20 protein-coding genes are annotated in these 23,749 nt (G+C 72.4%); 9 read left to right on the top strand and 11 right to left on the bottom strand.

Features of this window, described 5'->3' with window-relative positions; translation table 11 throughout:
• Window positions 1-854 precede the first annotated feature (854 nt).
• Together C1J01_RS01155 and C1J01_RS01150 are read right to left on the bottom strand one after the other, a co-directional pair.
• A complete protein-coding gene (locus tag C1J01_RS01155; protein ID WP_111175165.1) occupies window positions 855-1,619 on the bottom strand; it encodes a glucose 1-dehydrogenase in 765 nt (254 codons plus the stop codon).
• A gap of 72 nt (window positions 1,620-1,691) precedes the next feature.
• The gene (locus C1J01_RS01150; RefSeq protein WP_235854159.1) at window positions 1,692-2,609 is read right to left on the bottom strand and encodes an NADP-dependent oxidoreductase; all 918 of its coding nucleotides are present in this window, start codon (window positions 2,607-2,609) and stop codon (window positions 1,692-1,694) included.
• A gap of 200 nt (window positions 2,610-2,809) precedes the next feature.
• Between C1J01_RS01150 and C1J01_RS01145 the strand changes: the two genes are divergently transcribed.
• Both C1J01_RS01145 and C1J01_RS01140 read left to right on the top strand, forming a co-directional pair.
• Window positions 2,810-3,196 carry a winged helix-turn-helix transcriptional regulator gene (locus C1J01_RS01145; protein ID WP_111175163.1) on the top strand — a complete coding sequence of 129 codons (387 nt, stop codon included), beginning with the start codon at window positions 2,810-2,812 and terminating at the stop codon, window positions 3,194-3,196.
• A 169-nt stretch (window positions 3,197-3,365) separates the two neighbouring features.
• The gene (locus C1J01_RS01140) at window positions 3,366-3,563 is read left to right on the top strand and encodes a transposase (RefSeq protein ID WP_111175162.1); all 198 of its coding nucleotides are present in this window, start codon (window positions 3,366-3,368) and stop codon (window positions 3,561-3,563) included.
• A gap of 17 nt (window positions 3,564-3,580) precedes the next feature.
• On the opposite strand, the gene C1J01_RS01135 is transcribed toward C1J01_RS01140, so the two are convergent.
• Window positions 3,581-4,582 carry a C-terminal binding protein gene (locus C1J01_RS01135; protein ID WP_111175161.1) on the bottom strand — a complete coding sequence of 334 codons (1,002 nt, stop codon included), beginning with the start codon at window positions 4,580-4,582 and terminating at the stop codon, window positions 3,581-3,583.
• On the bottom strand, window positions 4,569-6,296 hold the full coding sequence (locus C1J01_RS01130; protein ID WP_235854158.1) for an IlvD/Edd family dehydratase: 1,728 nt from the start codon (window positions 6,294-6,296) through the stop codon (window positions 4,569-4,571). Before C1J01_RS01130 ends, C1J01_RS01135 begins: the two co-directional genes overlap by 14 nt.
• 486 nt (window positions 6,297-6,782) lie before the next feature.
• Between C1J01_RS01130 and C1J01_RS01125 the strand changes: the two genes are divergently transcribed.
• The 4 genes from C1J01_RS01125 to C1J01_RS01115 all read left to right on the top strand — a co-directional run bounded on the left by C1J01_RS01125 (window position 6,783) and on the right by C1J01_RS01115 (window position 13,631).
• Window positions 6,783-8,660, top strand: a complete 1,878-nt coding sequence (locus C1J01_RS01125) for an elongation factor G (RefSeq protein WP_111175159.1) — start codon at window positions 6,783-6,785, stop codon at window positions 8,658-8,660.
• A 91-nt stretch (window positions 8,661-8,751) separates the two neighbouring features.
• Window positions 8,752-8,877: a hypothetical protein gene (locus C1J01_RS52930; protein ID WP_268958552.1), complete on the top strand. Its 126-nt coding sequence runs from the start codon at window positions 8,752-8,754 to the stop codon at window positions 8,875-8,877.
• 106 nt (window positions 8,878-8,983) lie between these two features.
• On the top strand, window positions 8,984-12,106 hold the full coding sequence (locus C1J01_RS01120) for a S41 family peptidase (protein ID WP_111175158.1): 3,123 nt from the start codon (window positions 8,984-8,986) through the stop codon (window positions 12,104-12,106).
• A 166-nt stretch (window positions 12,107-12,272) separates the two neighbouring features.
• The gene (locus C1J01_RS01115; protein ID WP_111175157.1) at window positions 12,273-13,631 is read left to right on the top strand and encodes a glycosyltransferase family 4 protein; all 1,359 of its coding nucleotides are present in this window, start codon (window positions 12,273-12,275) and stop codon (window positions 13,629-13,631) included.
• A 12-nt stretch (window positions 13,632-13,643) separates the two neighbouring features.
• Here C1J01_RS01115 and C1J01_RS01110 read toward each other — a convergent pair whose 3' ends face one another.
• Entirely contained in the window at window positions 13,644-14,906 is a 1,263-nt protein-coding gene (locus C1J01_RS01110) for a PP2C family protein-serine/threonine phosphatase (protein WP_181448512.1), read from the bottom strand.
• A 137-nt stretch (window positions 14,907-15,043) separates the two neighbouring features.
• Window positions 15,044-15,964 (bottom strand): S1C family serine protease, encoded by a 921-nt coding sequence (locus C1J01_RS01105; protein ID WP_111175155.1) that lies wholly within the window; start codon window positions 15,962-15,964, stop codon window positions 15,044-15,046.
• Between the two features lie 157 nt (window positions 15,965-16,121).
• Here C1J01_RS01105 and C1J01_RS01100 point away from each other — a divergent pair, with 157 nt between their 5' ends.
• Window positions 16,122-16,835, top strand: coding sequence for an HNH endonuclease family protein (locus tag C1J01_RS01100; protein ID WP_111175154.1), 714 nt, complete (start codon window positions 16,122-16,124; stop codon window positions 16,833-16,835).
• A gap of 3 nt (window positions 16,836-16,838) precedes the next feature.
• Here C1J01_RS01100 and C1J01_RS01095 read toward each other — a convergent pair whose 3' ends face one another.
• A complete protein-coding gene (locus tag C1J01_RS01095; protein WP_111175153.1) occupies window positions 16,839-17,672 on the bottom strand; it encodes an SGNH/GDSL hydrolase family protein in 834 nt (277 codons plus the stop codon).
• A 218-nt stretch (window positions 17,673-17,890) separates the two neighbouring features.
• Between C1J01_RS01095 and C1J01_RS01090 the strand changes: the two genes are divergently transcribed.
• Complete coding sequence (locus C1J01_RS01090) at window positions 17,891-19,120, top strand: isochorismate synthase (RefSeq protein WP_111175152.1); 1,230 nt, start codon at window positions 17,891-17,893, stop codon at window positions 19,118-19,120.
• 4 nt (window positions 19,121-19,124) lie between these two features.
• Here the strand turns inward: C1J01_RS01090 and C1J01_RS01085 are convergent, their stop codons facing one another.
• On the bottom strand, window positions 19,125-19,745 hold the full coding sequence (locus C1J01_RS01085; protein WP_111175151.1) for a YigZ family protein: 621 nt from the start codon (window positions 19,743-19,745) through the stop codon (window positions 19,125-19,127).
• A 72-nt stretch (window positions 19,746-19,817) separates the two neighbouring features.
• On the opposite strand from C1J01_RS01085, the gene C1J01_RS01080 reads away from it, so the two are divergent.
• Window positions 19,818-20,129, top strand: a complete 312-nt coding sequence (locus C1J01_RS01080; protein WP_111175150.1) for a hypothetical protein — start codon at window positions 19,818-19,820, stop codon at window positions 20,127-20,129.
• Window positions 20,130-20,142: 13 nt separating this feature from the next.
• On the opposite strand, the gene C1J01_RS01075 is transcribed toward C1J01_RS01080, so the two are convergent.
• From C1J01_RS01075 to C1J01_RS49505, 3 genes are read right to left on the bottom strand one after another with little or no spacing between them, the layout of a single operon-like run.
• Complete coding sequence (locus C1J01_RS01075; RefSeq protein ID WP_111175149.1) at window positions 20,143-21,759, bottom strand: PucR family transcriptional regulator; 1,617 nt, start codon at window positions 21,757-21,759, stop codon at window positions 20,143-20,145.
• Window positions 21,756-22,790 carry a DUF917 domain-containing protein gene (locus tag C1J01_RS49510; RefSeq protein WP_181448511.1) on the bottom strand — a complete coding sequence of 345 codons (1,035 nt, stop codon included), beginning with the start codon at window positions 22,788-22,790 and terminating at the stop codon, window positions 21,756-21,758. The genes C1J01_RS01075 and C1J01_RS49510 overlap by 4 nt, the downstream gene beginning before the upstream one ends.
• The gene (locus C1J01_RS49505) at window positions 22,787-23,710 is read right to left on the bottom strand and encodes a hypothetical protein (RefSeq protein ID WP_181448510.1); all 924 of its coding nucleotides are present in this window, start codon (window positions 23,708-23,710) and stop codon (window positions 22,787-22,789) included. The genes C1J01_RS49510 and C1J01_RS49505 overlap by 4 nt, the downstream gene beginning before the upstream one ends.
• Window positions 23,711-23,749: the final 39 nt, after the last annotated feature.

The following is a 23,749-nucleotide window of genomic DNA, read 5'->3' as shown; positions in this document are numbered from 1 at the left end:
CAGTCCCCCACCAGAGCCCGAACAACTCCGCCTGCTGTGAACATGGGGCGAGCGCCGACGCACCGTTCGAGTCGGAACCGACTGCCGCTTCTCCCCGGGATCGGCCGTCGGCACACCCTGCGCGCTGAACAGCCCGCAGGCGCGCAACGACGCAGCGCGTACGCCGCGCGGCCGGCCCCCGGTCCACCTCGATGATCTGCTCGTGGTCTCGTCGAGGACCCTCACCTGCCCGGCGCCGGCGTTCTTCGGGCGATCAAGGGTTACGGGATGTCCGTCGCAGCGGACGCGAAGTCTGCCGTGTTGCGCATCGGAGGTCCCAGCTCGGCATCACACCCAACGCGCCGCCCGACTGGTGCGTTCCGTCACCTCGACCTGACGGCGGAGGAGGTCCGCACGTTCATGCTCGAGAGCGGTCCGGCGCGCTCGGGCCCCCGGGACGGAGCCGCCCAAGGGGCGACAGGTCATCCTCGATGTCCCGCATACGGGCACTGAGGGCAGCGTCCAGGTCGGAAAGGTCTTGGGCGCGCTGGGCCGGTGTGCCGTAGACGGGAAGCGGCGTTCCGGGCGGCGTCCAGGCGCTGTATCCGGTCGGTGAGTGCCTGGCGGCGCCGGCGCAGGTCTTGCTCGGCCGGACCGCCACCGTGATGGGTGTAGCGGGCGAGGGCCTGCTCGGCAGCGCGTATGGCTGAGGCGGGCTCCTGTCGCTTGAGTCGGAGTACGGCGATGTGAGCGGCGAGTCGGGGATCTGTGAGCAGCCCGACACCGTACGGCTTCAGCGCGGCCGTGAGATGTTCGTGGTGCTGGACCAGATCCGTGATCGCCTTCTCCTGCCGTCCGAACGGCAGCATCCGGCGTCAGGCGGCGGTCATGCCGCCATCGATGGCGAGGGCGGCGCCGGTGATGAACGCCGCTTCGTCGCTGAGCAGGAACGCTGCGAACGCCGCGATCTCCTCCGGCTGGGCGATCCGCCCGATCGGGTGCATCGCCCCGGCCGCGCGCAGTGACTCCTCCGGCGTCGGCCCCAGGTTGCCGCGCAGCAGCGGGGTGTCGACGCCGCCGGTGACCAGGGCGTTGATCCGGACGCCGTCCGTGGCCGTCTCCAGCGCGGCCGAGCGGGTGAGGCCGACCACGCCGTGCTTGGCGGCGCTGTAGGAAGCCATGCCCGGCGCCCCGACAACGCCGAGGTTGGAGGCGTTGTTGACGATCGCGCCGCCGCCGTTCGCGCGCAGCGCAGGAATCTGGTGTTTGAGGCTGTAGAAGACGCTGCTGAGGTTGAGCGCGAGGTCGGCCTGCCAGGCGTCGCCGTCGATATCGGTCACCGGGCCGATGGCGGTGGCGGCGCCGACATTGTTGAACGCCCCATCCAGCCGCCCGTACCGCTCGACCGTCTGGCGGACCAGCTCTGCCATCTCGGCCTCCACCGTCACGTCGGCGGGGATGAAGGTGGCCTCTCCTCCGGCGGCACCAAGCTCGGTGGCCAGCGCGTTACCTGCGTCCTTGCCGCGCGCGGCCAGGACGACGTGTCCGCCCTCGGCCGCGATTCGCTCGGCGGCGGCGCGGCCCATGCCGGAGGTGGCGCCGGTGACCAGAATGACTTTGTCTGTGAAACGTGCGGACACGATGACTCCTATGTCAGTGCGAATGAGTGGTATCGAAGGGCTCAGATCAGAGCTCTCAGTAGGGGGCTGGTGTCAGAAGGTGAGCACGAGCCGGCCGCGCAGCCCGCCGGCTTCGAGCCGCTGATGCGCGTCGGTTGCCTCGGCGGCGGGAAGCGCTGCGGCAACGCGCGGCTTGATCACGCCCGACTCGGCGAGCCGGCGGATCTGGTGCAGCTTGTCGGTGCGGCCGGCATAGTCGGGGACGAACGTGGTCTGCACCACGACCCGGCCGTTGCCGTCGAACTCGTGGCCGCCGGGTTCGTCCGCGGTGCGGAAGCGGGCGTAGGCGCCGCCGTCCCGTACGGCATCGAGCAGGCGCGGCCCGATCAGGGCCGTGTCGGCTACGGCGTCCACGCCATCGGGGTAGCGTGCCCGGATGCCTGCGGCGACATTGCTTCCCCTGGCCACGACGTGGGCCGCGCCCAGACGGCGGACCAGGGCTTCATCGGCGGGCGCGGCATCGGCGACGACGGTAAGCCCCGCGTACGCGGCTAGCTGCACCAGATAGCCGCCAAGGATGCCGGCGGCCCCGGTCACGGCCAGGACCGAGCCAGGAGACAACGCCAGCAGATCCAGGGCCAGCAACGCGGTGAGCCCGTTCATCGGCAGTGTCGCCGCCGCCACGTGATCGGCGCCCGCCGGTGCGGGGACGACCCAGCCGGCCGGCAGGACCACATGCTCGGCGTAGCCGCCCGCGGCCGTGCCCATCGGCACGACCATCGCCATCACCGGCTCGCCCGGGGACAGATCGGTTCGCGTCCCTGGGCCGATCTCGTCGATCACACCGGCGATGTCCAGCCCGGGCACGTACGGGCCCGGGACACCGGCGAGCATCCCCGCGTGCACGCCGGAGCGCAGCAGCGTATCCGCCGGGTTGACTGCGGCCGCGTGCACGCGCACCCGGACCTCGCCGGGCCCGGCGTGCGGTTCCGGCAGTTCGATGACCCGCAATACATCGGGTCCTCCGAACTCATACAGGCCTACTGCTCGCATAGTCGCAGCTCCTCGATGGTTCTCTTTCATTACCTGGTACTAAGCAGGAACCATCGCATCGACCCAGCGGAAATCGCAAGAGAGCACTTTGACGTGCCCAGGTATCATCGGAAGAACCGTTCCTCACAGGAACCTGGTATACGGCATATACTGGAAATATGGCGCATCCGATCATCCAGGCGAACGGCACCGCCTCAGACCGGTGCGAAGAGGGTCGTGACCTGGTCCGCGACGTGCTCGAACGCATCGGTGACAAGTGGTCGGTGGTCGTGATCTGCCAACTCGGTGACACCACCCGGCGGTTCAACGAGCTGCGCCGGATGAGCGCGCCCATCACCCAGCGCATGCTCAGCGCGACGCTGCGCGGGCTGGAACGGGACGGGTTGGTGACACGGACCGTCCATGACACCACCCCGCCGCGAGTGGACTACGCGCTGACCTCGCGCGGGCTCAGCCTGCTCAAGGTTGTCCGCGACCTGGCCGGATGGGCCGAGGACAACGCCTCCGGCATCCTGAGCTCCAGGACGGCCTTCGACGCTCGATAATCCGCCTGTGATGCGGACGCGCCCGAGAACCGGCGGACACCGCTGGCACTGAGAGCGATCAAGAAGCACAAGGCTGAAACGGCCTCACTTGTAACGCATCAGTCACTATCACGTCCGGAAGCTGCGACGGCAGAGGGTTAGCGACCTGGGAGAACGCCGTTAACGCCGTGTGGAAAATCCGTACCGGTGCGGCCATCGCGGTGGCCGGCCGCCACGCTTCGATCACTCCCTCTACCGGCGCCGCAATGTCGTCGAGCGCTGCTTCAACCGGCTCAAGCAGTTTCGCGGGTCGGCCACCCGCTGCGACAAGACCGCCACGTCCTACGCCTCAGTCGTCACCATCGCGTGTCTGATGCTCTGGCTATGATCATTTGAAGACACGGCCTATCCGGTCGTGAGGTCGTTGACGGGTGAGCGGGCGGGATGGCCGGTCAGGACGCGGACGGCCTCCTCGGCGGCGATGCGGCGTACCGTGGCGATGGCCTGTTCGGAGTAATAGGCGGCATGGGGCGTGACGATCAGGTTGGGCAGGCTGAGGAGGGGGTTGCGCGGGCGCCAGTCGCGTTGTTTCGCGGGCTCTTCCTCGAGGTCGTCCAGCGCTGCGCCGGCGATCCACCCTTCCGCGAGCGCGTCGTGGAGGGCCGCGTCCTCCACGATGGGTCCTCGCCCGGTGTTGACGAGAACGGCGGTCGGCTTCAGCCTTCGGAGCGTCGCGCGGTCGAAGGTGTGGTGTGTCTGCGGGGTGAGCGGCGACTGGACCACCAGGTAGTCGGCGCCCTCCACCAGATCATCGAAGCTCACCGGCCGGACCTGGCGCGATCGCATCTCGGACTCGTCGACGAACGGGTCGTGCGCCCAGATCTCGACGCCGAACGCTCTCACCCGTTCGGCGATGAGTCGCGCGATCGCGCCGAAGGACATCAGCCCGAACACCCGTCCCCTCAGCCGCCAGATCGGCTCTCCGCTCTGCCACTGCCACACGCCCTGACGGGTCGCCCGGTCGTATTCGCAGATCTTGCGGGCGGCGGCGAGCCAGAGCGCGACGGCGTGATCGGCGACCTCCTCGGCGCACCACTCGTTCGGCGCGTTCGTGACCTGGATGCCCCGTCTGGTCGCGGCGTCGACGTCGACGATGTCCACCCCCGTGCCGTAGCGGGCGATCACCCGGCAACGGGTGAACGCGTCGATGGCACGGGCGCCGACCCGCGCGTACTGGGTCAGGACGCCATCGACGTCCCGGCCCTGCTCGATCACCTCGTCCTCGCTTTTGCACTGCGCCGTACGCAGCTCGAATCCGGCGCCTTCCACGATCGCGCGTTCGATGTCCGCATCGCCGAAGTCCGAATCGGCGATCAGGATCGTGCCTCTCGGGTCAGTGCGAGTCACGCGGAATCCCCTTGGTATGTACGAGATCTTGGTACGACACGGCGAGTTCGAGGCAGCCTCCGCTGTCCAGCTGGCCCACTGTCGAGCGGTAGATCTCCTGCCACGGTGTCTGGTGCTCCAACGGCGGCGGCGTGTAACGAGCCCACCGTTCGGCGATCTCCTCGGCCGACAGGAGGACGTCGACGCGGGCGTTCTCCATGTCGACGCGGAGTCGATCGCCGGTGCGCAGGATGGCGAGGTTGCCGCCGACCGCGGCCTCGGGGCTGGCGTTGAGAATGGACGGCGCGTCCGACGTGCCGCTCTGCCGGCCGTCACCGAGCGTGGGCAGCGCGGTGACCCCCTTCTCGAGCAGCGCGACGGGGACCTCCATGTTCACGACCTCGGCCGATCCCGGATAGCCGATCGGCCCGGCGTAACGCATGACGAGGATGCAGTCCTCGTCGATGCCGAGCCCGGGATCTCCGATGCGGGCGTGGTAGTCCTCGGGCCCGTCGAAGACGACGGCGCGGAGCTCGAACACCGCTGGGCCACCGGGGTGGGGGAGGTAGCGGGCACGGAACTCATCGGTGATGACCGAGATCTTCATGATCGCGGAGTCGAACAGGTTCCCGGACATGACGAACAGTCCTCCCCGGGCGGCGACCGGCTCGTGGAGGGGCCGGATGACGGCCGGGTCGACAGGCGGGGCGTTCTCCAGGTTCTCGGCCACGGTACGGCCGGAGACCGTCAGCGCGTCGCCGTGCAGGAGCCCGGCGGTCAGCAACGACCACATGACCGCGGGCACGCCGCCGGCCCGGTAGAAGTCCTCGCCGAGGAACTCACCGGCAGGCGCGACGTTGGTCAGCACCGGGATGTCGGCTCCGACGCGTTGCCAGTCCTGGTTGGACAGCGCCACCCCGACGTGGCGGGCGATGGCGTTGATGTGGATGGGCACGTTGGTCGAGGCGGCTATGGCCGACGCGACGACGATCGCGTTCTCGAAGGCCTGCCGGGTCATGATCTTGCGTGGGGTGAGGTCCTCGTGCACGATGGCCACCGCTCGGCGGCCTGTCTCGTAGGCCATCTGGGAGCGCGTCCGGTAGGGGGCCGGGATCGCCGCGCAGCCGGGCAGCGACATCCCCAGAGCCTCGGCCAGGCTGTTCATCGACAACGCGGTCCCCATCGTGTTGCAGTGCCCGATGCTCGGCGCCGAAGCGGTCACCCGCTCCATGAACTCGTCGGGGTCGATCTCTCCGGCGGCGAGCAGCCTCCTCGACTGCCAGATCACGAGCCCCGAGCCGGACGCGCCCACTCGGTCGCCATGGTGGTAGCCGTTGAGCATCGGCCCGCCGGACAGGACTATCGCCGGGATGTTCACCGTCGCCGCCGCGGTCAGACACGCGGGCGTGGTCTTGTCGCAGCCTGTCGTCAGCACCACTCCGTCGAGCGGATACCCGTAGAGGACCTCCACCAGCCCGAGATAGGCGAGGTTGCGGTCCAGCGCCGCGGTCGGGCGCTTGCCCGTCTCCTGCAGCGGGTGGACGGGGAACTCGAACGGGATGCCGCCGCCGTCGCGGATCCCCGCCTTGACCCGGTCGGCGAGGGCGAGGTGGTGCCGGTTGCAAGGAACCAGGTCGCTACCCGTCTGAGCGATGCCGATGATCGGCCGGCCGGACCGGAGCTCCGCCGGGGTGAGGCCGTAGTTGAGGAAGCGCTCGAGGTACAGAGCCGTCATCCCCGGATTGTCCGCGTTGTCCCACCAGGCCTGGCTGCGTAGTTTCCTTGTGGTACGTGTCGTCAGCGGCATGAGGCACTCCTCGCGGGCCTTGCTCGGGCTCGTGTTCAGGCAAGCCGGGCGATGCCATGGTGAAGGAGAAGTCTCCGGGCGATGCCGAGGCTCCCCTTCCCTTTCTCTCTGTGCGACCGCTTCATCCGGGGCTGCCTCTACCCGAGAGCGCCGGAAGAAATCCGCTTGACGTGCGGAGACACGGCGAAGGCAGTGGCGACAGGCGGCGACAGGCGGCGACAGGCGGCGGCGACAACGCCGCCGGAAGCCTGACGGGCGCGGGTGTGGCGGTAAATGGCTGGCGGTGGTCGCGGCGGCGGTGGCAGGATGGCCGGCGTCGTTCAGTGATCGCACGTCAGGAGCTTGAGATGCGGCGCCACCTCGGAATCTCCCCGCGCCCCATTGGCACGAGAGTTCTCGAAGGCTCCTGCATCCATGCACATCCTGAACATCGGCATCCTCGCGCACGTAGACGCGGGCAAGACCAGCCTCACTGAGCGGCTGCTGTTCGAGACCGGCGTGATCGACCGGCTCGGCAGCGTCGACGAAGGCAGCACCCAGACCGACACCAACGCGATCGAACGCCGCCGCGGCATCACCATCCGCACCGCCGTGGCCTCCTTCACCTTGGGTGACCTGCGCGTCAACCTGGTGGACACGCCCGGTCACGCCGACTTCGCGGCCGAGGTGGACCGGGCGCTCGGTGTGCTCGACGGGGCCGTGCTGGTGGTGTCGGCCGTGGAGGGCGTCCAGCCGCACACGCGCGTCCTGATGCGGGCGCTCAGCCGGTTGCGCCTGCCGACGCTCGTCTTCGTCAACAAGATCGACCGGGCGGGCGCCCGGGAGGGCGGGCTGCTGGACGACATCCGGCGGCGGTTGTCGCCGTCCTGCGTCCCCGTCAACACCGTGTCCGGTATCGGCACCCCGCAGGCGAAGACCCGTCCGCTGGGCCACCTCGGGGACGCGGCCGAGGTGCTGGCCGAGCGGGACGACGGGCTGCTGGAGGTGCTCGTCGACGGTGGGACGCCCGATCCGGGGCGGATTCGGGCGGCGCTGGCGCGGCAGTGCGCGGCCGGGGTCGCCCACCCGGTGCTGTTCGGGTCGGCGATCACCGGTCAGGGCGTCCCCGAGCTGCTCGACGCCGTGGCCGGCCTGCTGCCGTCCGTGCCGCAGCCGGGGCCCGCGCGGGCGGTGCGCGGGACGGTGTTCGCGATCGAGCGGGCGCCCTCCGGCGAGAAGGCGGCGCTGCTGCGGATCCGCGGCGGCGAGCTGCGGGCGCGCGAGCGGCTGACGTTCCACCGCGGGCCGCGTGCCTACGAGGGCCGGGTGAGCGCGGTCGAGGTCGCCGGCGCCCCCGACCGGCACAGCGCGGTGACCGGCGACATCGTCAGGGTCTGGGGCGTGCCCGAGATCCGCGTCGGCGACCACCTGGGCGAGCCGGGACCGGCCGCCGCCCACTTCCCGCCGCCCGCCCTGGAGACCGTCGTACGCCCGCGCGTTCCCGGCCAGGAGCCGCGTCTGCACGCCGCCCTGCTGACGCTCGCCGAGCAGGACCCGCTCATCGGCACCCGTACGCTGCCCGGCGGCGAGACCTCGGTGCTGCTCTACGGCGAGGTGCAGAAGGAGGTCATCGCCGAGACGCTGGCGGCGGACTTCGGCGTCGAGGCCCGTTTCGAGCCGAGCCGGCCCGTCTACTTCGAGCGTCCCGCAGGAGTCGGCGAGGCCGTCGAGGAGATGGTCCGCCACGGCCGCAACGACTTCATGGCGACCGTCGGCCTGCGCGTCGAGCCCGGCCCGCGCGGCTCGGGGGTGGACTACCGGCTGGAGGTCGACCTCGGGTCCCTGCCGGCGGCCTACCACCGGGCGATCGAGGAGAGCGTGCGCCTGGCCCTGGGCGCGGGGCCGCACGGGTGGCCGGTGACCGACGTCGTCGTGACGCTGACCAGGACCGGGTACGCGGCGCCCGTCACCGTCGCGGCCGACTTCCGCGGGCGCACGCCGATCGTGCTCATGGCGGCGCTGCGCCGGGCGGGCACCACGGTGTACGCGCCGTGCCACCGCTTCGAGCTGGAGGTGCCGGAGGAGACGCTGGGCCCGGTGACGTCCGCGCTGGCGGCGCTGGGCGGCGTGCCGCACGACACCCGGCGCGCCGGCGAGGCGTGGATGCTGGCGGGCGAGATCCCGGCGGCCGCCGTGCACGTGTTCGAGCGGCGGTTGCCCGGCCTGACGCACGGCGAGGGCGTGTGGTCGTCGCGGCCGTCCGGCGACCGCCCGGCCCGCTTCCCCGCCCCAGCCGGACACACCACCACGTAAGGCGGTATGTCGTGTTTCGACGCTAGATGGGTATTAACGGGCTTGGTGCACCGATCAGGTGCAACTCGTCCGTACAGGGGGGGAATCTCCAATGGCTGACACCAAGAAGAAACCGGCCGCCAAGTCCGGCAAGTCCAAGAAGCAGGCCATCAAGACCAACAGGCAGGCCAAGGAGACGAAGAAGGAAACCAGGCAGGCTTCGCCGGACGAGGCGTGACCTCGGGCCTTTGACCGGGCGGCCGGCTGCCCCGGCCGCCCGGCGGTGACATGATCGGACGGCCGGACCGCGTTCCGGCCGTCCGATCGACTGTGGAGCGGCATTCATGTCGGCTTACCTGCGCTTCCCCGCCGTCTTCCAGGACGTGGTGGTCTTCGCCGCCGAGGACGACCTGTGGATGGTCTCCGCCCGCGGCGGGCGCGCGTTCCGCCTCACCGCGGGCCTGGCCGAGGCCGGCTACCCGCGCATCTCGCCGCGCGGCGACCAGCTGGCGTTCGTCGGGCGCGAAGAGGGGCCGGAGGAGGTGTACGTGATGCCGTCCGCGGGCGGCGCGGCCCGCCGCGTGACCTTCCACGGCGCCCGCTGCACGGTGACCGGCTGGGACCCGGAAGGCCGGATCCTGTACGCCAGCGACCAGTCCCAGCCGTTCGAGGGCCGTAAGTGGCTGCACCGGGTGGCGCCGGGCGGGGTGCCGGAGCGGCTGCCGTACGGACCGGCGAACTCGATCGCGTACGGACCCGACGGCATGATCGTGCTCGGCCGCAACACCGCCGACCCGGCGCGGTGGAAGCGCTACCGCGGCGGCACGGTCGGCGACCTGTGGATCGACCCGCGCGGCGACGGCGAGTTCCGGCGGCTGATCCGGCTGCCGGGGAACCTCGCCTCGCCCTGCTGGAGCGGCGGCCGGGTGTGCTTCATCTCCGACCACGAGGGCGTCGGCAACGTCTACTCGTGCGACCCCGGCGGCGGCGACCTGCGCAGGCACACCCACCACGACGACTACTACGCGCGCAACCTGTCGGGTGACGGGCACCGCCTGGTCTACCACGCGGGCGCCGACCTCTACCTGCTGGAGCCGGGCGAGCCGCCGCGCCGGCTGGACGTGCTGCTGGCCAGCTCCAGGACCCAGCGCAACCGCAGGTTCGTCGACGCCGCAGAGTACCTCGACAGCGCCACGCTCAGCCCCGACGGCAGCGCGCTGGCCGTCACCGCGCGCGGCAAGGCGTACGCGATGGCCGGCTGGGAAGGGCCGGTGCGCCAGCACGGCTCCCCCGACGGCGTCCGCTACCGCTTCCTGACCTGGCTCAACGACGGTGTCCGGCTGGTCGCGGCGGCCAGCGACGACGGCGACGAGGAGCGGCTGGTCGTCCTTTCCGGCGCGCAGGGCGGCCCGGGCACGGAGGTTGCCCGGCTGGGGCGGATCAGCGAGCTGGTGCCCGACCCGGCGCACGACCGGGTGGCGATCGTCAACCACCGCGACGAGCTGTACCTGCTCGACCTGGCCACGGGGCAGGCGACGCTGGTCGAGGCCAACCCGCACGGCCCGCCGGAGGATCCGGCCTGGTCGCACGACGGGTGCTGGCTGGCGTACGCGAGCCCGCTCAACTCGCAGACCAGCGCGATCAAGCTGCACCACACCGAGAGCGGGCGGACGGCACAGGCCAGCGAGCCGGTGCTGAAGGACTCGGCGCCGGCGTTCGACCCGCAGGGCCGCTACCTGTACTTCATCGGGCAGCGCGTCTTCTCCCCCGTCTACGACCAGCTCCAGTTCGACCTGGGTTTCCCGCTCGGCACCCGGCCGTACGCGGTGGCTCTGCGCGCGGACGTGCCCGACCCGTTCGTGCCCGTGCCGCGTCCGCTGGAGGACAAGGACGACAAGGAAGACGGCGAGGACGACGACGAGGAGCCGGAGCCGCTGCGGGTGGACCTGGACGGGCTGGCCCGCCGGGTGACCGCGTTCCCGCTGCCGGAGGGCCGCTACGAGCAGGTGGCGGGGCTGAAGGGCAAGGCGCTGATCCTGGCCAGCCCGCTGGAGGGGGACGACACGCTGCACCTGTTCGACTTCGCCAAGGGCCTCGCCGAGACGTTCGCCGAGGACGTCGCGAGTTTCGAGCTGAGCCGCGACCACAAGGCGGTGCTGTACCGGACGGGCGACCGGCTGCGAGTGGTCAAGGCGGGCGAGCCGCCCGGCGACGACGAGGGGCGGGGGCGCGAGAGCGGCTGGATCGACCTGTCGCGGATCAAGGTGTCGGTCTGCCCGGAGGCGGAGTGGCGGCAGATGTTCCGGGAGGCGTGGCGGCTGCAGCTGGAGAACTTCTGGACCGAGGACATGGCGGGCGTGGACTGGCCGGCCGTCTACGCGCGCTACCAGCCGCTGGTGGACCGGGTCACGACCCGGGGCGAGTTCTCCGACCTGCTGTGGGAGCTGCACGGCGAGCTGGCCACCAGCCACGCCTTCGAGAGCGGCGGCGAGTATCGTCCCGGTCCCGACTACAGCCAGGGCAAGCTGGGCGTGGACTGGGACTACCGCGACGGCGTCTACCGCATCCGCGCCATCGTGACCGGCGACCCGTGGGAACCGAAGGCGACCTCGCCGCTGAACCGGCTCGGGCTCGACGTGCGGCCCGGCGACGCCGTGCTGGCGATCAACGGCGCGCCCATCGGCACGGCCGCCACGCCGAACGAACGGCTGGTCAACCAGGCGGGCGAGGAAGTCGAGCTGACGCTGCGGCGGGAGGAGCGCCTTTTCACGGTCACCGTACGCGCGCTGGCCGACGAGCAGCCGGCCCGCTACCGCGACTGGGTGAACCTCAACCGCGCCCGCTGCCACCAGCGCTCCGGCGGCCGCGTCGGCTACCTGCACGTGCCCGACATGGGCACGGACGGGTTCGGGGAGTTCCACCGGGGGTTCCTGGCCGAGTACGACCGGCACGCGCTGATCGTGGACGTGCGCTTCAACGGCGGCGGCCACGTCTCGGCGCTGCTGCTGGAGAAGCTGGCCCGGCGACGCATCGGCTACGACTATCCGCGCTGGGGCGATCCGGAGCCGTACCCGCCGGAGTCGCCGCGCGGGCCGCTGGTGGCCATCACCAACGAGTGGGCCGGCTCCGACGGCGACATCTTCAGCCACACCTTCAAGCTGCGGCGGCTCGGCCCGCTGGTGGGCAGGCGCACGTGGGGCGGCGTGATCGGCATCTGGCCGCGCCACCGGCTGGCCGACGGGACCGTGACCACGCAGCCGGAGTTCTCCTTCGCCTTCGACGACGTCGGCTGGCAGGTCGAGAACTACGGCACCGACCCGGACATCGAGGTGGACATCACCCCGCAGGACTACGCCAGAGGCGTGGACACCCAGCTGGAGAAGGCCATCGACGTGGCGCTCGAGCTGCTGGCCGAGCACCCGCCGCACACTCCCGACCCCCGGCACCGGCCGCGCATGCAACCTTAGTCCCCTATATGGCGTCTAAAGATCATAGGTGGGGAAAGCGCACAGGGGATGAACATGGTGCACCCCACCAGAGCGAGACGAAGGGCCGGTGGCGAGGCTGAAGCGCTTCGCCACCGGCCGCGTGTGTTGAGGCTGCTTCAACACCTCACGAGGGGAATCTGACAAAGTGCGCGCATTGGCACGCAAGGGCAGGTCGGCAGCGGTTCAGCTGCTTCGGGGGTTCGACCGGCGCAGGGCGCGCAACGCGCCCGCGCCCTCGACCAAGCAGGTACGCATCCTCTTACTGCACGCCCACGGCATGGGCGGCACGATCAGGACCGTGTTCAACCTGGCCGGCTACCTGGCCGAGGATCACGACGTGGAGATCGTGAGCATCCTGAAGGAGGCCGACAAGCCGTTCTTCCCCGTGGACCCCCGCGTGCGGTTCCGCTTCCTGGACGACCGCCTGCGGCCCGGCGGCGGCCCGCTGCGCTCGATGTTGTCGAAGCGGGCGAGCCGGCTGATCCCCAAGGCGGAGAACGCCTACCACCGCTTCAACCAGTGGACCGACCTCCAGCTGGCCCGCTACATCCGTTCGCTGGACACCGGCGTGCTGATCGCCACGCGTCCGGGGCTCAACCTGGCGGTGGCCCAGCTGGCGCGGCCCGGCGTCATCACGATCGGGCAGGAGCACGTGGCCCTGCGCACCCAGCCCGAGGAGGTCCAGGAGCTGATCAAATGGCGCTACCGCCGCCTCGACGCCCTGGTCACGCTGACCAAGGCCGACCTGCAGGACTACCGGGAGGCGCTGCCGAAGAAGCCGCGCAAACTGGCGCGCATCCCGAACGCCGTGCCGCCGATGGGCGGCGGGGTGTCCCCGCTGGACGCCAAGGTGGCCGTCGCGGTGGGCCGGATGACCAAGATCAAGGGCTTCCACCGGCTGATCACCGCCTGGGAGACCGTGGCCGCCGCGCACCCCGACTGGACGCTACGCATCTACGGCGCCGGGCCGCAGCAGGAGGCCCTCGCGCGGCAGGTCGCGGAGGCGGGCCTGGAGGGCTCGGTCGAGCTGCCGGGGCCGGCCTCCGACGTGGGCGCCGAGCTGGAGAAGGCGTCGATCTTCGTGCTCAGCTCGCGTCACGAGGGCTTCCCCATGACGATCCTGGAGGCCATGGCCAAGGGGCTGGCCATCGTCAGCTTCAACAGCCCGCACGGCCCCAAGGAGATGATCACGCACGGGGTGGACGGCCTGCTGGTCAAGCCGAGGACGAACGCCGAGCTCGCGTCCTCGATCATCCGCGTCATCGAGGACGAACGGCTGCGCCGCAACCTCGCGGCGGGCGCGCTGGAGACCGCCAAGGCCTACGACGTCGACGTCATCGGCCGCCAATGGGACACCCTCCTGTCCGACCTCCTGGCCCGCCGCCTGCGGACCCGCCCCGAGCCCTCCTCGCCGGAGCCCGAGGCACCGCGCCCGTCCTCGGAGCCCGAGGCACGGCCGGCGAACGGCCCGGTGTCGGCGACGGTCACGCCCCCGAACCCGTGAGCCCAGCGGGATCTAGCAAGGCAGGCGCAGGCACAGGAGGGCTATGTCGTCCTCCGCATCGCCCCGGTGGGCCAGCAGGCCGTCGCAGATCTCGGCCTCCGTGCGACCGTGGAGGCGCTCGGCGGTCCGGGCGACGTCCTCCATCCCGCCGGCCAGGGGCATGCCGCGCCCCTCGACGAGCCCGTCCGTGAACATCAGCACGGTCGAGCCCGGCGCGATGACGTGCTCGTGCTCGGCGCGCGCCATGTCCACGCCCACCCCGATCGGCGGTCCGCTGTCGGTCGGGAGGTACGACGCCTCTCCGCCCGGCGTGACGAGGAGCGGCGGCAGATGCCCCGCGCTGGCCCAGCGCAGCCGCCGCATCCCGTCCTCGTCCTCGTCCATCTCGGCGAGCAGCACGGTCGCCATCGGCTTCTCGTCCAGGCGCTGGAGCGCGCGGTCGAGCACGCGCAGCACGAGGCCGGACGATGCCGTCTCGTCCAGGGCCAGGACCCTCAGCATGTTCATGATCTTGCTCATCGCGGAGGCCGCCTGCAGGTCGTGACCCATCACGTCGCCGACCACGAACCGTGCCCCCCGCTCCACCGGGATCACGTCGTACCAGTCGCCGCCGATGCTCGGGGTCTCGGTGGCCGGGCGATAGCGGACCTCCACGCGCAGCGGGGCCACGTCCAGCCGCTTGGGCAGCAGGCTGCGCTGGAACGTCTCCGTCACCCCGCGCAGCTCCCCGTAGAGGCGGGCGTTCTCGATCGCCACCGCCGCCGCGCCCGCCAGCCCCGCCACGATGTCCTCGTCGTCCTGGGTGAACGGCTCACCCGAGCGTTTGTCGGCCAGATAGAGGTCGCCCTGGAGCGTCCCCCTGGTCCGGATCGGCACGCCGAGCAGGCTGTGCATCGGCGGATGCCCGCGGGGGAAGCCGACCCGCTGCGGGGACCGGTCGAGATCGTCCACCCGGATCGGCCGGCCGTGCAGCATCATCTCGCCCAGCAACCCCTTCCCGCGCGGCAGCCGCCCCACGCGGGCGTGCACCGCCGGGTCGATGCCGGCGGTGATCAGCTGCGTCAGCTCGCCCTGCGGGCTCAGGATGCCCAGCGCGCCGTACCGGGCGTCGACCAGGATCCGTGCGTCGTCCACGATCCGGTGCAGGACGGCGGACATGTCGAGCGTGCCGCTGATGGTCAGGATCGTGCCCATGAGCCGGTGCAGCCGCTCGTACAGGAGAGCGATCTCCTTGACCTCGGCCTCCAGCCGCTCCACCTTCGAAGTGCCGACCACTGGCAGCCGAGGGTGGTCAGGCCTGTTCCTGCCCATGTCGCGTCACTCCCCCGTTGTGCAACCGTGGACGGCCCTTTGGACCGTCCTACCCCGCTTCCCCCTGATCCCTCATGCGGGGCGGCGGCTCCGGCAGGGGATCAGGCGCCGGAGCCGGTGAGCTCGACCGGCTCGGCGATGACGTCCACGAGCGCGCCGTTGCGGTGGACGGTGATCGGCAGCGGACGTCCGATCGCGTCGGCGAACATCAGCCGCTGCAGGCCCTGCGCGTCGGTCACCGGGGTACGCCCGGCGCTCAGCACCAGGTCGCCGGCGCGCAGCCCGGCCCGGCCGGCGGGCGAGCCCGGCACGACCTCGACGACGCGCAGCGCGCCGTCCTGCCCGGTGCGCCGCCGCAGGTGCTCGGGCAGCGGCGCGGGCGAGGTCACCAGCCCGAGGAACGCCCGCCTGACCCGGCCGTCCCTGATCAGCGCGGCGATGATGGAACGGGTGGTGCCGTTCACCGGTACGGCCAGCCCCACGCCGACCCCGGCCACGGCCGTGTTGATCCCGACCACCCGGGCCCGCGAGTCGGCCAGCGCGCCACCGGAGTTGCCCGGGTTGAGGGCGGCGTCGGTCTGGATGACGTCCTCGATCAGGCGGGTGGCGTTGCCGGCGCTGGCGGGCAGCGACCGGCCGAGGCCGGAGACGACCCCGGCCGTCACGGACCCGGCCAGCCCGAGCGGGTTGCCCACGGCCACGACGAGCTGCCCGACGACCAGCCCGTCACTGTCGCCGAGCTCGGCTGGCGGCGGCGTGGCCGTCTGCGCCCTGATCACCGCCAGGTCCGACAACGGGTCGCGCCCGACCACCTCGAAGCCGCCGGACGTGCCGTCGGCGAAGGCGATCGTGCCGGCGCGGGACGAGCCGACCACGTGCGCGTTCGTGAGCAGGAACCCGTCGGCGGTGAACACCACCGCGGACCCGCTGCCCCGCCCGGCCCGCACACCGGCCACTTTCGGCAGCAACTCGGCCGCCACGGACGACACGACGCGCGAGTAGGCGTCGAGGGGATCCGCCATACGTGCACTCCTTTGCTTACAGAATTACACGCTAACTCGCCCTCTCCGCACCCGCGCCCCTCCAACGAGACGGGCGGGGGTCACGGAATCGTTGCCGTATCGGAACGGGAGCGGCGGGGAATCCCTCTAGGCGACCAGGAGCGCTCGGAGGACGGGTTTGAGCACCAAGGACGCGGTCGCGTTCCTAGCCGGAGCCATCATCGTCGTTTCGTTCATCGGCACGGCCAAGCAGTCACCCGCGACGGCGGCGAGCCCGCTGGCCAACAGCAGCGGCACACTGCCCGGTCTGGCCCCCATCACCGCCCGCGACGACAAAGCGGACGCCCGCCGCCTCATCCAGCGCCTTCGGGTCAAGGCCATGGGCCCGAACACCGGCTACTCCCGCCTGCGCTACGGCGAGAACTGGGCCGACACCGCCACCGGCGTGCCGTACGCCCGCAACGGATGCCGCACCCGTGACGACCTGCTCGCCCGCGACGGCCGGAACGTGAGGTACCGCAAGGGCTCCGACTGCGTGGTCGTCGCGATGGAGTTATCCGATCCCTACACCGGCCGGTTGATCCGCTGGCACAAGGACAACGCCGGCGAGGTGCAGGTCGACCACGTGGTGCCGCTCAACTACGGCTGGCGGATGGGCGCGCCGCGCTGGCCGATGAGAAAGCGCCTCGACTTCGCCAACGACCCGCTCAACCTGCTGCCGGTGTACGGCGACGCCAACGAGCAGAAGGACGCCTCCGGCCCGGCGAACTGGCTGCCCCCACGGCGCGGCATCCGCTGCGCGTACGTCACCCGCTTCGCCCAGGTGGCGATCAAGTACGACATCCCGGTCACGCGCGCCGACAAGCGCACGATGCTGGCGCAGTGCCGGTAGCGGCTAACGCGGGTCGATCCAGGAGAAGCCCCGCTTGAACGTCTGCTCGGCGAGCACCCGCTGCCCGGTCGAGTTGGGGTGGAAGAAGTCCCACTTGCTGACGTGGTCGAGGGTGAACGGGAAGTCGAAGATCGCTCCCCCGTCGGTGCGGCAGGCGGGGCCGTAGGCGGCGCACGCCTGGGCGGCGGCCCGGTTGTAGGCCATCACCCGCGCCCGCACGCGGTTGCGGCGCTCGGTGTCGGCCCGCTTGGTGGAGGTCGGGTCGGCCAGCATGCTCGGGCAGACCCGGCCGAGCGTCCAGAACGTGCGGGCGATGGGGTTCTTCCTGCCGACCTGCCAGAGCCGCCGCAGGTCGGGGATGCTGGCGATGAACACCCGGGCCCGCGGCGCCCCGGCCCGCAGCTCGGCCAGCGCCGTGTCCATCCGCTGGCGGTAGGTCTGCACGGAGGTCATCGCCTGCTCGGTGCTGCGGCAGGCGTCCTGGGCGCCGATGAGGACGGTGACGTAGTCGGCCTTGGCCTCGACCGCCTTGCGCACCTGGCCGAGCAGGTCGGCGCTGGTGGAGCCGGGCGCGGCGAAGTTGAGGTTGTGCTCGCGCAGCGTGGCCGACAGCTTCGACAGGCGCAGGTAGTGGCTGCGCACGTCGGCGTTGTCGCCCGCCGACCACGAGCGGGAGGTGCAGGAGACGTACCAGCCGCAGGCGTTGAACCCGGTGGAGATGGAGTCGCCCAGCGCGGCCATCACCTCGGGCACGGGCTGGGCCGGGGCGGCGTGCGCGGTGCCGGAGGCGGTCAGGACGGCGACTGCGGCGAGGGCGGAACCCAGGCGAGCGATCATGGGCTCCAAGGTAGGGAGCCGATCTTCGGCTCACTATGACCTCATGGCAAGGTCTGCCAGTTCAGGACCTACTCCCTATCGCCGCTTGACAGAGCGGGGGCGAACTGGTTGCGCAGAATGGCCGACGAGACGTGGCTCTTTCTGCGTTCATTGCCCGTAACCTCTCATTCACGGGGGTCCGAGTCGAACGTGTTCAGTTCCCGCATAGAGTGTGTCGGGTGAGTGTCGCGCTCGGAACAACCCGCCCGCTGCCGGTTCGCACCACCCCCGTCGGCGACCCCGGTAACCTGCTGGCATCCCTGCCGGCGACAACGCCGTACGCCTGGATCAGGAACGGCGATGGCCTCGTCGGATGGGGTGAGGCCGCGCGGGTGGCCGTGCCGCCCGGCCCAGGACGCTTCGCCTGGGCCAGGCAGTGGCTGGCCACCGTGCTCGGCGACGCGCAGGTCGACGACGCCGTGCGTCATCCCGGCTCGGGGCCGGTCGCCTTCGGCAGTTTCACCTTCGACGAGAACGCCCACGGCTCGGTTCTCGTCGTGCCGCGGGCGGTGCTCACCCGGCGCGGTGGCCGGGCCTGGCTCACCACGATCGGCGAGGCGCCGGTGAAGACGTTCTCCCCCATCACCGACCCGGGCCGCGTCAGCTACGGCGACGGCAGCCTGAGCGCCCCCGAGTGGGAGCGGGTCGTGGCGCGCGCGGCGCGGCGCATCCGTGAGGGCGAGCTGGAGAAGGTGGTGCTGGCCCGCGACCTCGTCGCCACCGCCGAGCGGCCGATCGACGTGCGGCTGCTGCTGATGCGGCTGGCCAGGCGCTACCCGGAGTGCTACACGTTCTCCGTCGCGGGGCTGGTCGGGGCCACGCCGGAGCTGCTGATCCGGCGCACGGGGCAGGAGATCGAGTCACTGGTGCTGGCCGGCACGACGCCGCGGGGCAGCGACCCGGCCGACGACTTCGCCCGAGGGGCGGCGCTGTTCGCCTCGCCGAAGGACCGCCACGAGCACGAGTGCGCCATCGCCTCCGTACGCGAGACGCTGGCGCCACTGTGCTCCTCGCTGACCACGCCCGACGAGCCGGAGCTGCTGGTGCTGCCCAACGTCCAGCACCTGGCCAGCCACGTGACCGGGCGGCTGGCCGACGGCGCGTCGGTGCTCGACGTGGTCGCGGCCATGCACCCGACGGCGGCCGTCGGCGGCACGCCGACCAGGACCGCGATCGAGGTGATCCGCGAACTGGAGGGCATGGACCGCGCGGGCTACGCCGGCCCGGTGGGCTGGATCGACGCCAACGGCGACGGCGAGTGGGGCATCGCGCTGCGCTCGGGGCTCGTCCAGGGCCGCCGGGCGCGGTTGTTCGCGGGCGGCGGCATCATGGGCGACTCCGACCCGGCCGCCGAGCTGGCCGAGGCCCAGGCGAAGTTCCGGGTCATGCAGTACGCCCTCGAGGGCTGAGGTCTCAGCCGGGCACATGGATCTCCTCGCCGACGTCCACCCGGGCGCGGCCCGCGGTCAGCGTCGCCACCCAGTCGGTGAACGCGGCCACCTCGTCCTCGCCCACCGCGACGGCGAAGGTGACCTGCCCGGCGTACGTCACGTCGCGCACGGCGTGGCGTGAGGCGCGCAGGTCGTTCTCCACCCGGCCGGCCTGGTCGTGCGCGACCGTGACCCGCACGAGCCTGGCCGGCACCATCCGCACGGGGTCCGCCCGGTCGAGGGTCTCGGTCACGGCCGAGCCGTAGGCGCGCACCAGGCCGCCCGCGCCCAGCAGGGTGCCGCCGAAGTAGCGGGTCACGACCGCCACCACGTCGCTGAACCCGCGGCCGACCAGCGCCTGGACCATCGGGGTGCCCGCGGTGCCGCCCGGCTCGCCGTCGTCGTCGCCCTTCTGGACGCGCTGCCCGATCACGTACGCGGTGCAGTTGTGCGTCGCGGAGGGGTGCTCGCGGCGGCGCTCTGCGATGAAGGCCGCCGCCTCCTCGACGGTGCGCGCGGGTGCGAGGGCGCAGATGAAGCGTGAGCGCCGGGCCTCGGTCTCGTGCTCGATGACGGTCTTGAGAGTGAGGTACGGCGCAGACACATTCGACAGGGTATGCCCTTGCCGCGGCACCCCGGAGAGCTACGATCGCGTCATTCCCCACGGGAGGGTGCCATGGAGACGGTGAACCTCGTCATGCCCTACGTCACCGCGGCCATCGACGCCTATGGCGAGACGGTGCTGGCCAAGACCCGGGAGCTGGCCGCGGGCACGCCCGAGGCCCGGGGCGGGCGCGTTCTGCAGCGGGTCTTCGGCCGGGGCGACCGGCGCTCGCTGGAGGTGATCGCGCGGGTGGCCGGGGCCAAGCCCGACGATGAGCCCAGCCGGGCGGCGTTGCGGCGGGCGCTCACGGAGGCGTTCCAGGCCGACCCGCTCCTGCGCCGGGAGGTCGCCGCGATGCTGCCCCCGGATCCGGGCGGCCGCTGACCTGTCGGCGCGCTCATCGGAGCATGACGTGGCAGGCGAGTTGGAGGGCGAGGCGGGTGGCGGGGTCGTCGAGGTCGAAGCCGGCCGTCTTGATGCGGTCCAGGCGGGTGGTGACGGTGTTGCGGTGGACGCCGAGCCGTTCGGCCGCCTTGAGCGCGCCGCCCTCGTCCAGGACGGCGGCCAGCGTCTCCAGCAGCGTGCCGTCCCGGTCGATGGTGAGCAGCGGCCGCAGGATGACGGTGGCGGGGGCCCGCAGCGCCCGTGAGGGCAGCGCGCCGAGCAGCTCGGCCGGTCCCATCTCGTCCGCCCTGGCCACGGTACCCGGGTCCGCCATGGCCGCCGCCGCCTCGGCGCCGGTCAGCGACTCACCGGCCGCCTCCAGGCCCGGCACCTGCGCGCCGACGCCGGCCGAGCACGGCCACGGCATCGTCGGGAGGCAGCGTTCGAGCCGTCCGGCCAGCTCGGCGGGGTCGAGCGCCGACCAGCCCGCCCATCCCTCGCCCCGGACGGTCACCGGGACCTGGCCGAGCGCGGCGGTGATGAGCGTCTGCGCCAACGCCGCGTCCCCCGCGCCGGAGGCCGGGCGCACCTGGTAGGCGGTGAGCGGCCCGCGCACCGGCCAGCCCAGCGCGACCGCCGCCATCCGGACGGGCCCGGCCTCCTCCCCGGCAGAGGCCGCCCCAGAGGAGGCCGCCGCAGACGAGGCCGCGGATGGAGCCGCCGCGGAGGGCACCGCCGCGGCGGAAGCCGGCGTGGCGGAGGCCGTTCCGGCGGCCCCGGTCGCCGGCGCGAGATCGGCTTCGGGGGCGGCGGCGTCGGCGAGGAGGCGTTCGGCCAGGGCCGCCTGCCGGGCGAAGTCCCGGCAGGCGCGCAGCCGTTCGCGCGCCGCCCACGCGGTCAGCGGCGCCACCGCCAGGCTCAGCACGGTACGCACCACCGACGGCCATCCCGGCGACCGCGACGAGCCGCCCGCCACCAGCGTGCCCAGCACGCCGCCCTCCTGGTCGGGCACCTCCGCCTGCGCGGACCATCCCGGCACGCTCTCCCCCGCCTCTCCCTCCGGCCTGCCGCCCGCGGCGGCGTCGCGGCGGCCCGCCAGGAGCACGCCGTGGCGGTCGAGGAAGGCCACCGACGTCCCGGGGAGCTCGGCGTTCAGCACGCCGAGGACCCGGCGCGCCGACGTCCCGGCCTCGACGAGCCGCGTGGCGCAGCGGGCGACGAGCTGCATGCGGGCCGCGTCCGGCCGGGAGGCCGCCGAGGCGACCCGTACCGCGACGAGCAGCGGATCCTCGTCCACGAAGATCAGGGTGATGCCGAGCCGCTCCGCCAGCACCTCCCCGGAGCTCTCGCTCAGCCCGCCGGAGGGTGCGATCACGCAGGCCGCCGCCTGTTCCCAGGCCCGGCGCATGGCCATCTCCACCGCCCAGCCGCCGCTGGCGGCCGTGCCGATGAGCACCACCGCGGTGTGCGGGGCGACCGTCCCGAGGACCGACAGCTCGTCCACGATGCGGACGCCGCGCACCGGGTTCTCGCCCGCGCCGTACATCCGCGCTCCGGCGAGCGTGCCCGCGTTGACCAGCTCGGTCACCGTGACCGGCGCCTCCCAGCCGGGCGCCCGCACCCCGGTCACAGCGCGATCCCGAACGCGCGCGGCCCGCCCAGCGCCAGCCCGCACGCGGTGTGCCACACGGGGGCGGCCTTGACGACCATGATGTCCACCTCGAGGCCGGGGCGGGCCTCGTCGACGTCCACGACCATGCCGTCGGCCGTGCCGATCATGCAGATCTGGTCCGGCACGGTCGCCACCACCGCGCCGTCGGCCAGGGCCAGCACGATCTCGTTGTGCGCCTCCAGCCGTACCAGGCGGCGCATGCCGTCCGGTTCGCGCAGCACGATGCTGGACGGCTGCGACGGCAGCGACACCTCGGCGTCGTGCCCCGTGCTGCCCTCCACGGACAGGATCAGCCCCCGGCACAGCCGCTGCACCCCGAACGGCGCCGCCGCCGTCCGTGGCGTACCCGGCGTCCCGGCGCGGATCAGCAGGCTGACCGTCCCGGGGACGAGCACTCGCACCAGGTCGGCCGCCGCCATCGGGTAGCACGCCACGACCGCCCACCCTCCGACGGCCAGCACGACGGGACGCAACAGCTCCTCCACCCGCCCGGCCTCCGTCTCCAGCAGGATCAGCTCGCCCGAGCCGCCCGCCAGCGCCAGCGGGGCCGGGCTCATCCCGCCGAGCGCGTACGTGGTCTGCTCCACCAGCGGGAACACCCGCCCGGAGCCGTCGCCGTCGACCAGCGGCACCCGCAGCAGGGCGGCGGTGATCAGCGGGACGAGCGCGTTCTCGGCGGCCAGGTTCAGTGCCACCACGGCTCCGATCCGCTCCCCCAGCCGGCGCTCCAGGGCGTGTACGACCCGCTCGGGCTCGTCGCCGCGCGGCAGGTGCTCGCCCAGCGCGGTCGTGGAGCCGGCCAGGCTGACCGCGACGCACAGGGTCTGCGGTCTCAGCTCCCCTGCCGTCACCAGCTCGACGCCCTTCCCGGCCACCGACCTGGCCCAGTCGAGCGCCAGGTGGTAGGGGGAATCGCCCGCCCCCGTCGCGAACGCCCGCGCGCCCGCCGCGAACCGGCCCAGCTCGTCGAGGTCGATCAGCCGGCTCACGGCGTGGCCCCCTGCCCTATGACCCGCACCCGGTACAGCCCGACGGGCAGGTACGACATCGGGTTCACCGTCGTCTCGGCGATCTGGGCCGAGCCAGGCGCGGCCCCCGCGCTGACCACGCGGGTGAGCGCCTCGTCGCGGGCGCGCTGCAGCTCCCGGTCCAGCTCGGCCTGTCCCCGCGCCTGCACGATCCGCTCGACCTGCGCCTCCGGCCGTCCGAGCGTCGCCCCGTACGCCGCCGCCTCGTCGTCGGGGACCGGCACGCCGAGGGCGGCCCGGCCGCGTTCGAGGCTCGCGGCGGCGCCCCGGTAACAGGCCAGCGGGTAGCGGCGGAAGTAGTGCGCCGACACGAGCCCGCCGCCCGACCGGGCGAAGTACGCCGGCACGCCGGGCAGCTCTCTCGCCACCTCGTCGGCGATGCGCCCGGCCTCGGGGCCGAGCCCGGCGTTGCGGACGGCGTCGGCCTCGCGTTCGCGCAGCCCGGGGTGGCCGAACTCGTACGACAGGGTGATGCGGGCGTCGGGCACCTCGGCCGTGATGGCGGCGGCCACCTCCAGCTCGTGGTCGGCCAGCATGGTGGAGCCGGTGGCGGTCACGGCGAAGTCGGCCAGGCCGCAGGTGGCGGCGAAGCGCCGTACCGCCTCGGTGTCCAGGGGCGCGAGCGGCCGGCCCGTCACGCCGTGGCCGCCGCGCACGATGGTGGCGACGCCGGAGCCGACGACCGGGCGCAGCGCCTCGGGGCACGGCCCGCCGACGCGGATCGCCGCGACGGGCGCCGTGCGCGCGCGGCTGAGGTCGAGCGCCACGCAGGCGCGCTCGGCCGTACGGGCGGCGGCCCTGGCGACGGGCCAGGCGGGGACGCCGTCCGTGACCCCGACCAGCACGGGTGCCGGCCTGCCGAGGACGACGCCGAGGATCACGCCGGCCCGCGCGATCGAGTCGTGCCCGGGCCGGCCGCC

It is taken from the genome of Nonomuraea aridisoli (genome assembly GCF_003236395.1).
Taxonomy (GTDB): Bacteria; Actinomycetota; Actinomycetes; order Streptosporangiales; family Streptosporangiaceae; genus Nonomuraea; species Nonomuraea aridisoli.
This window is presented reverse-complemented; position numbering and strand designations above follow the sequence as displayed.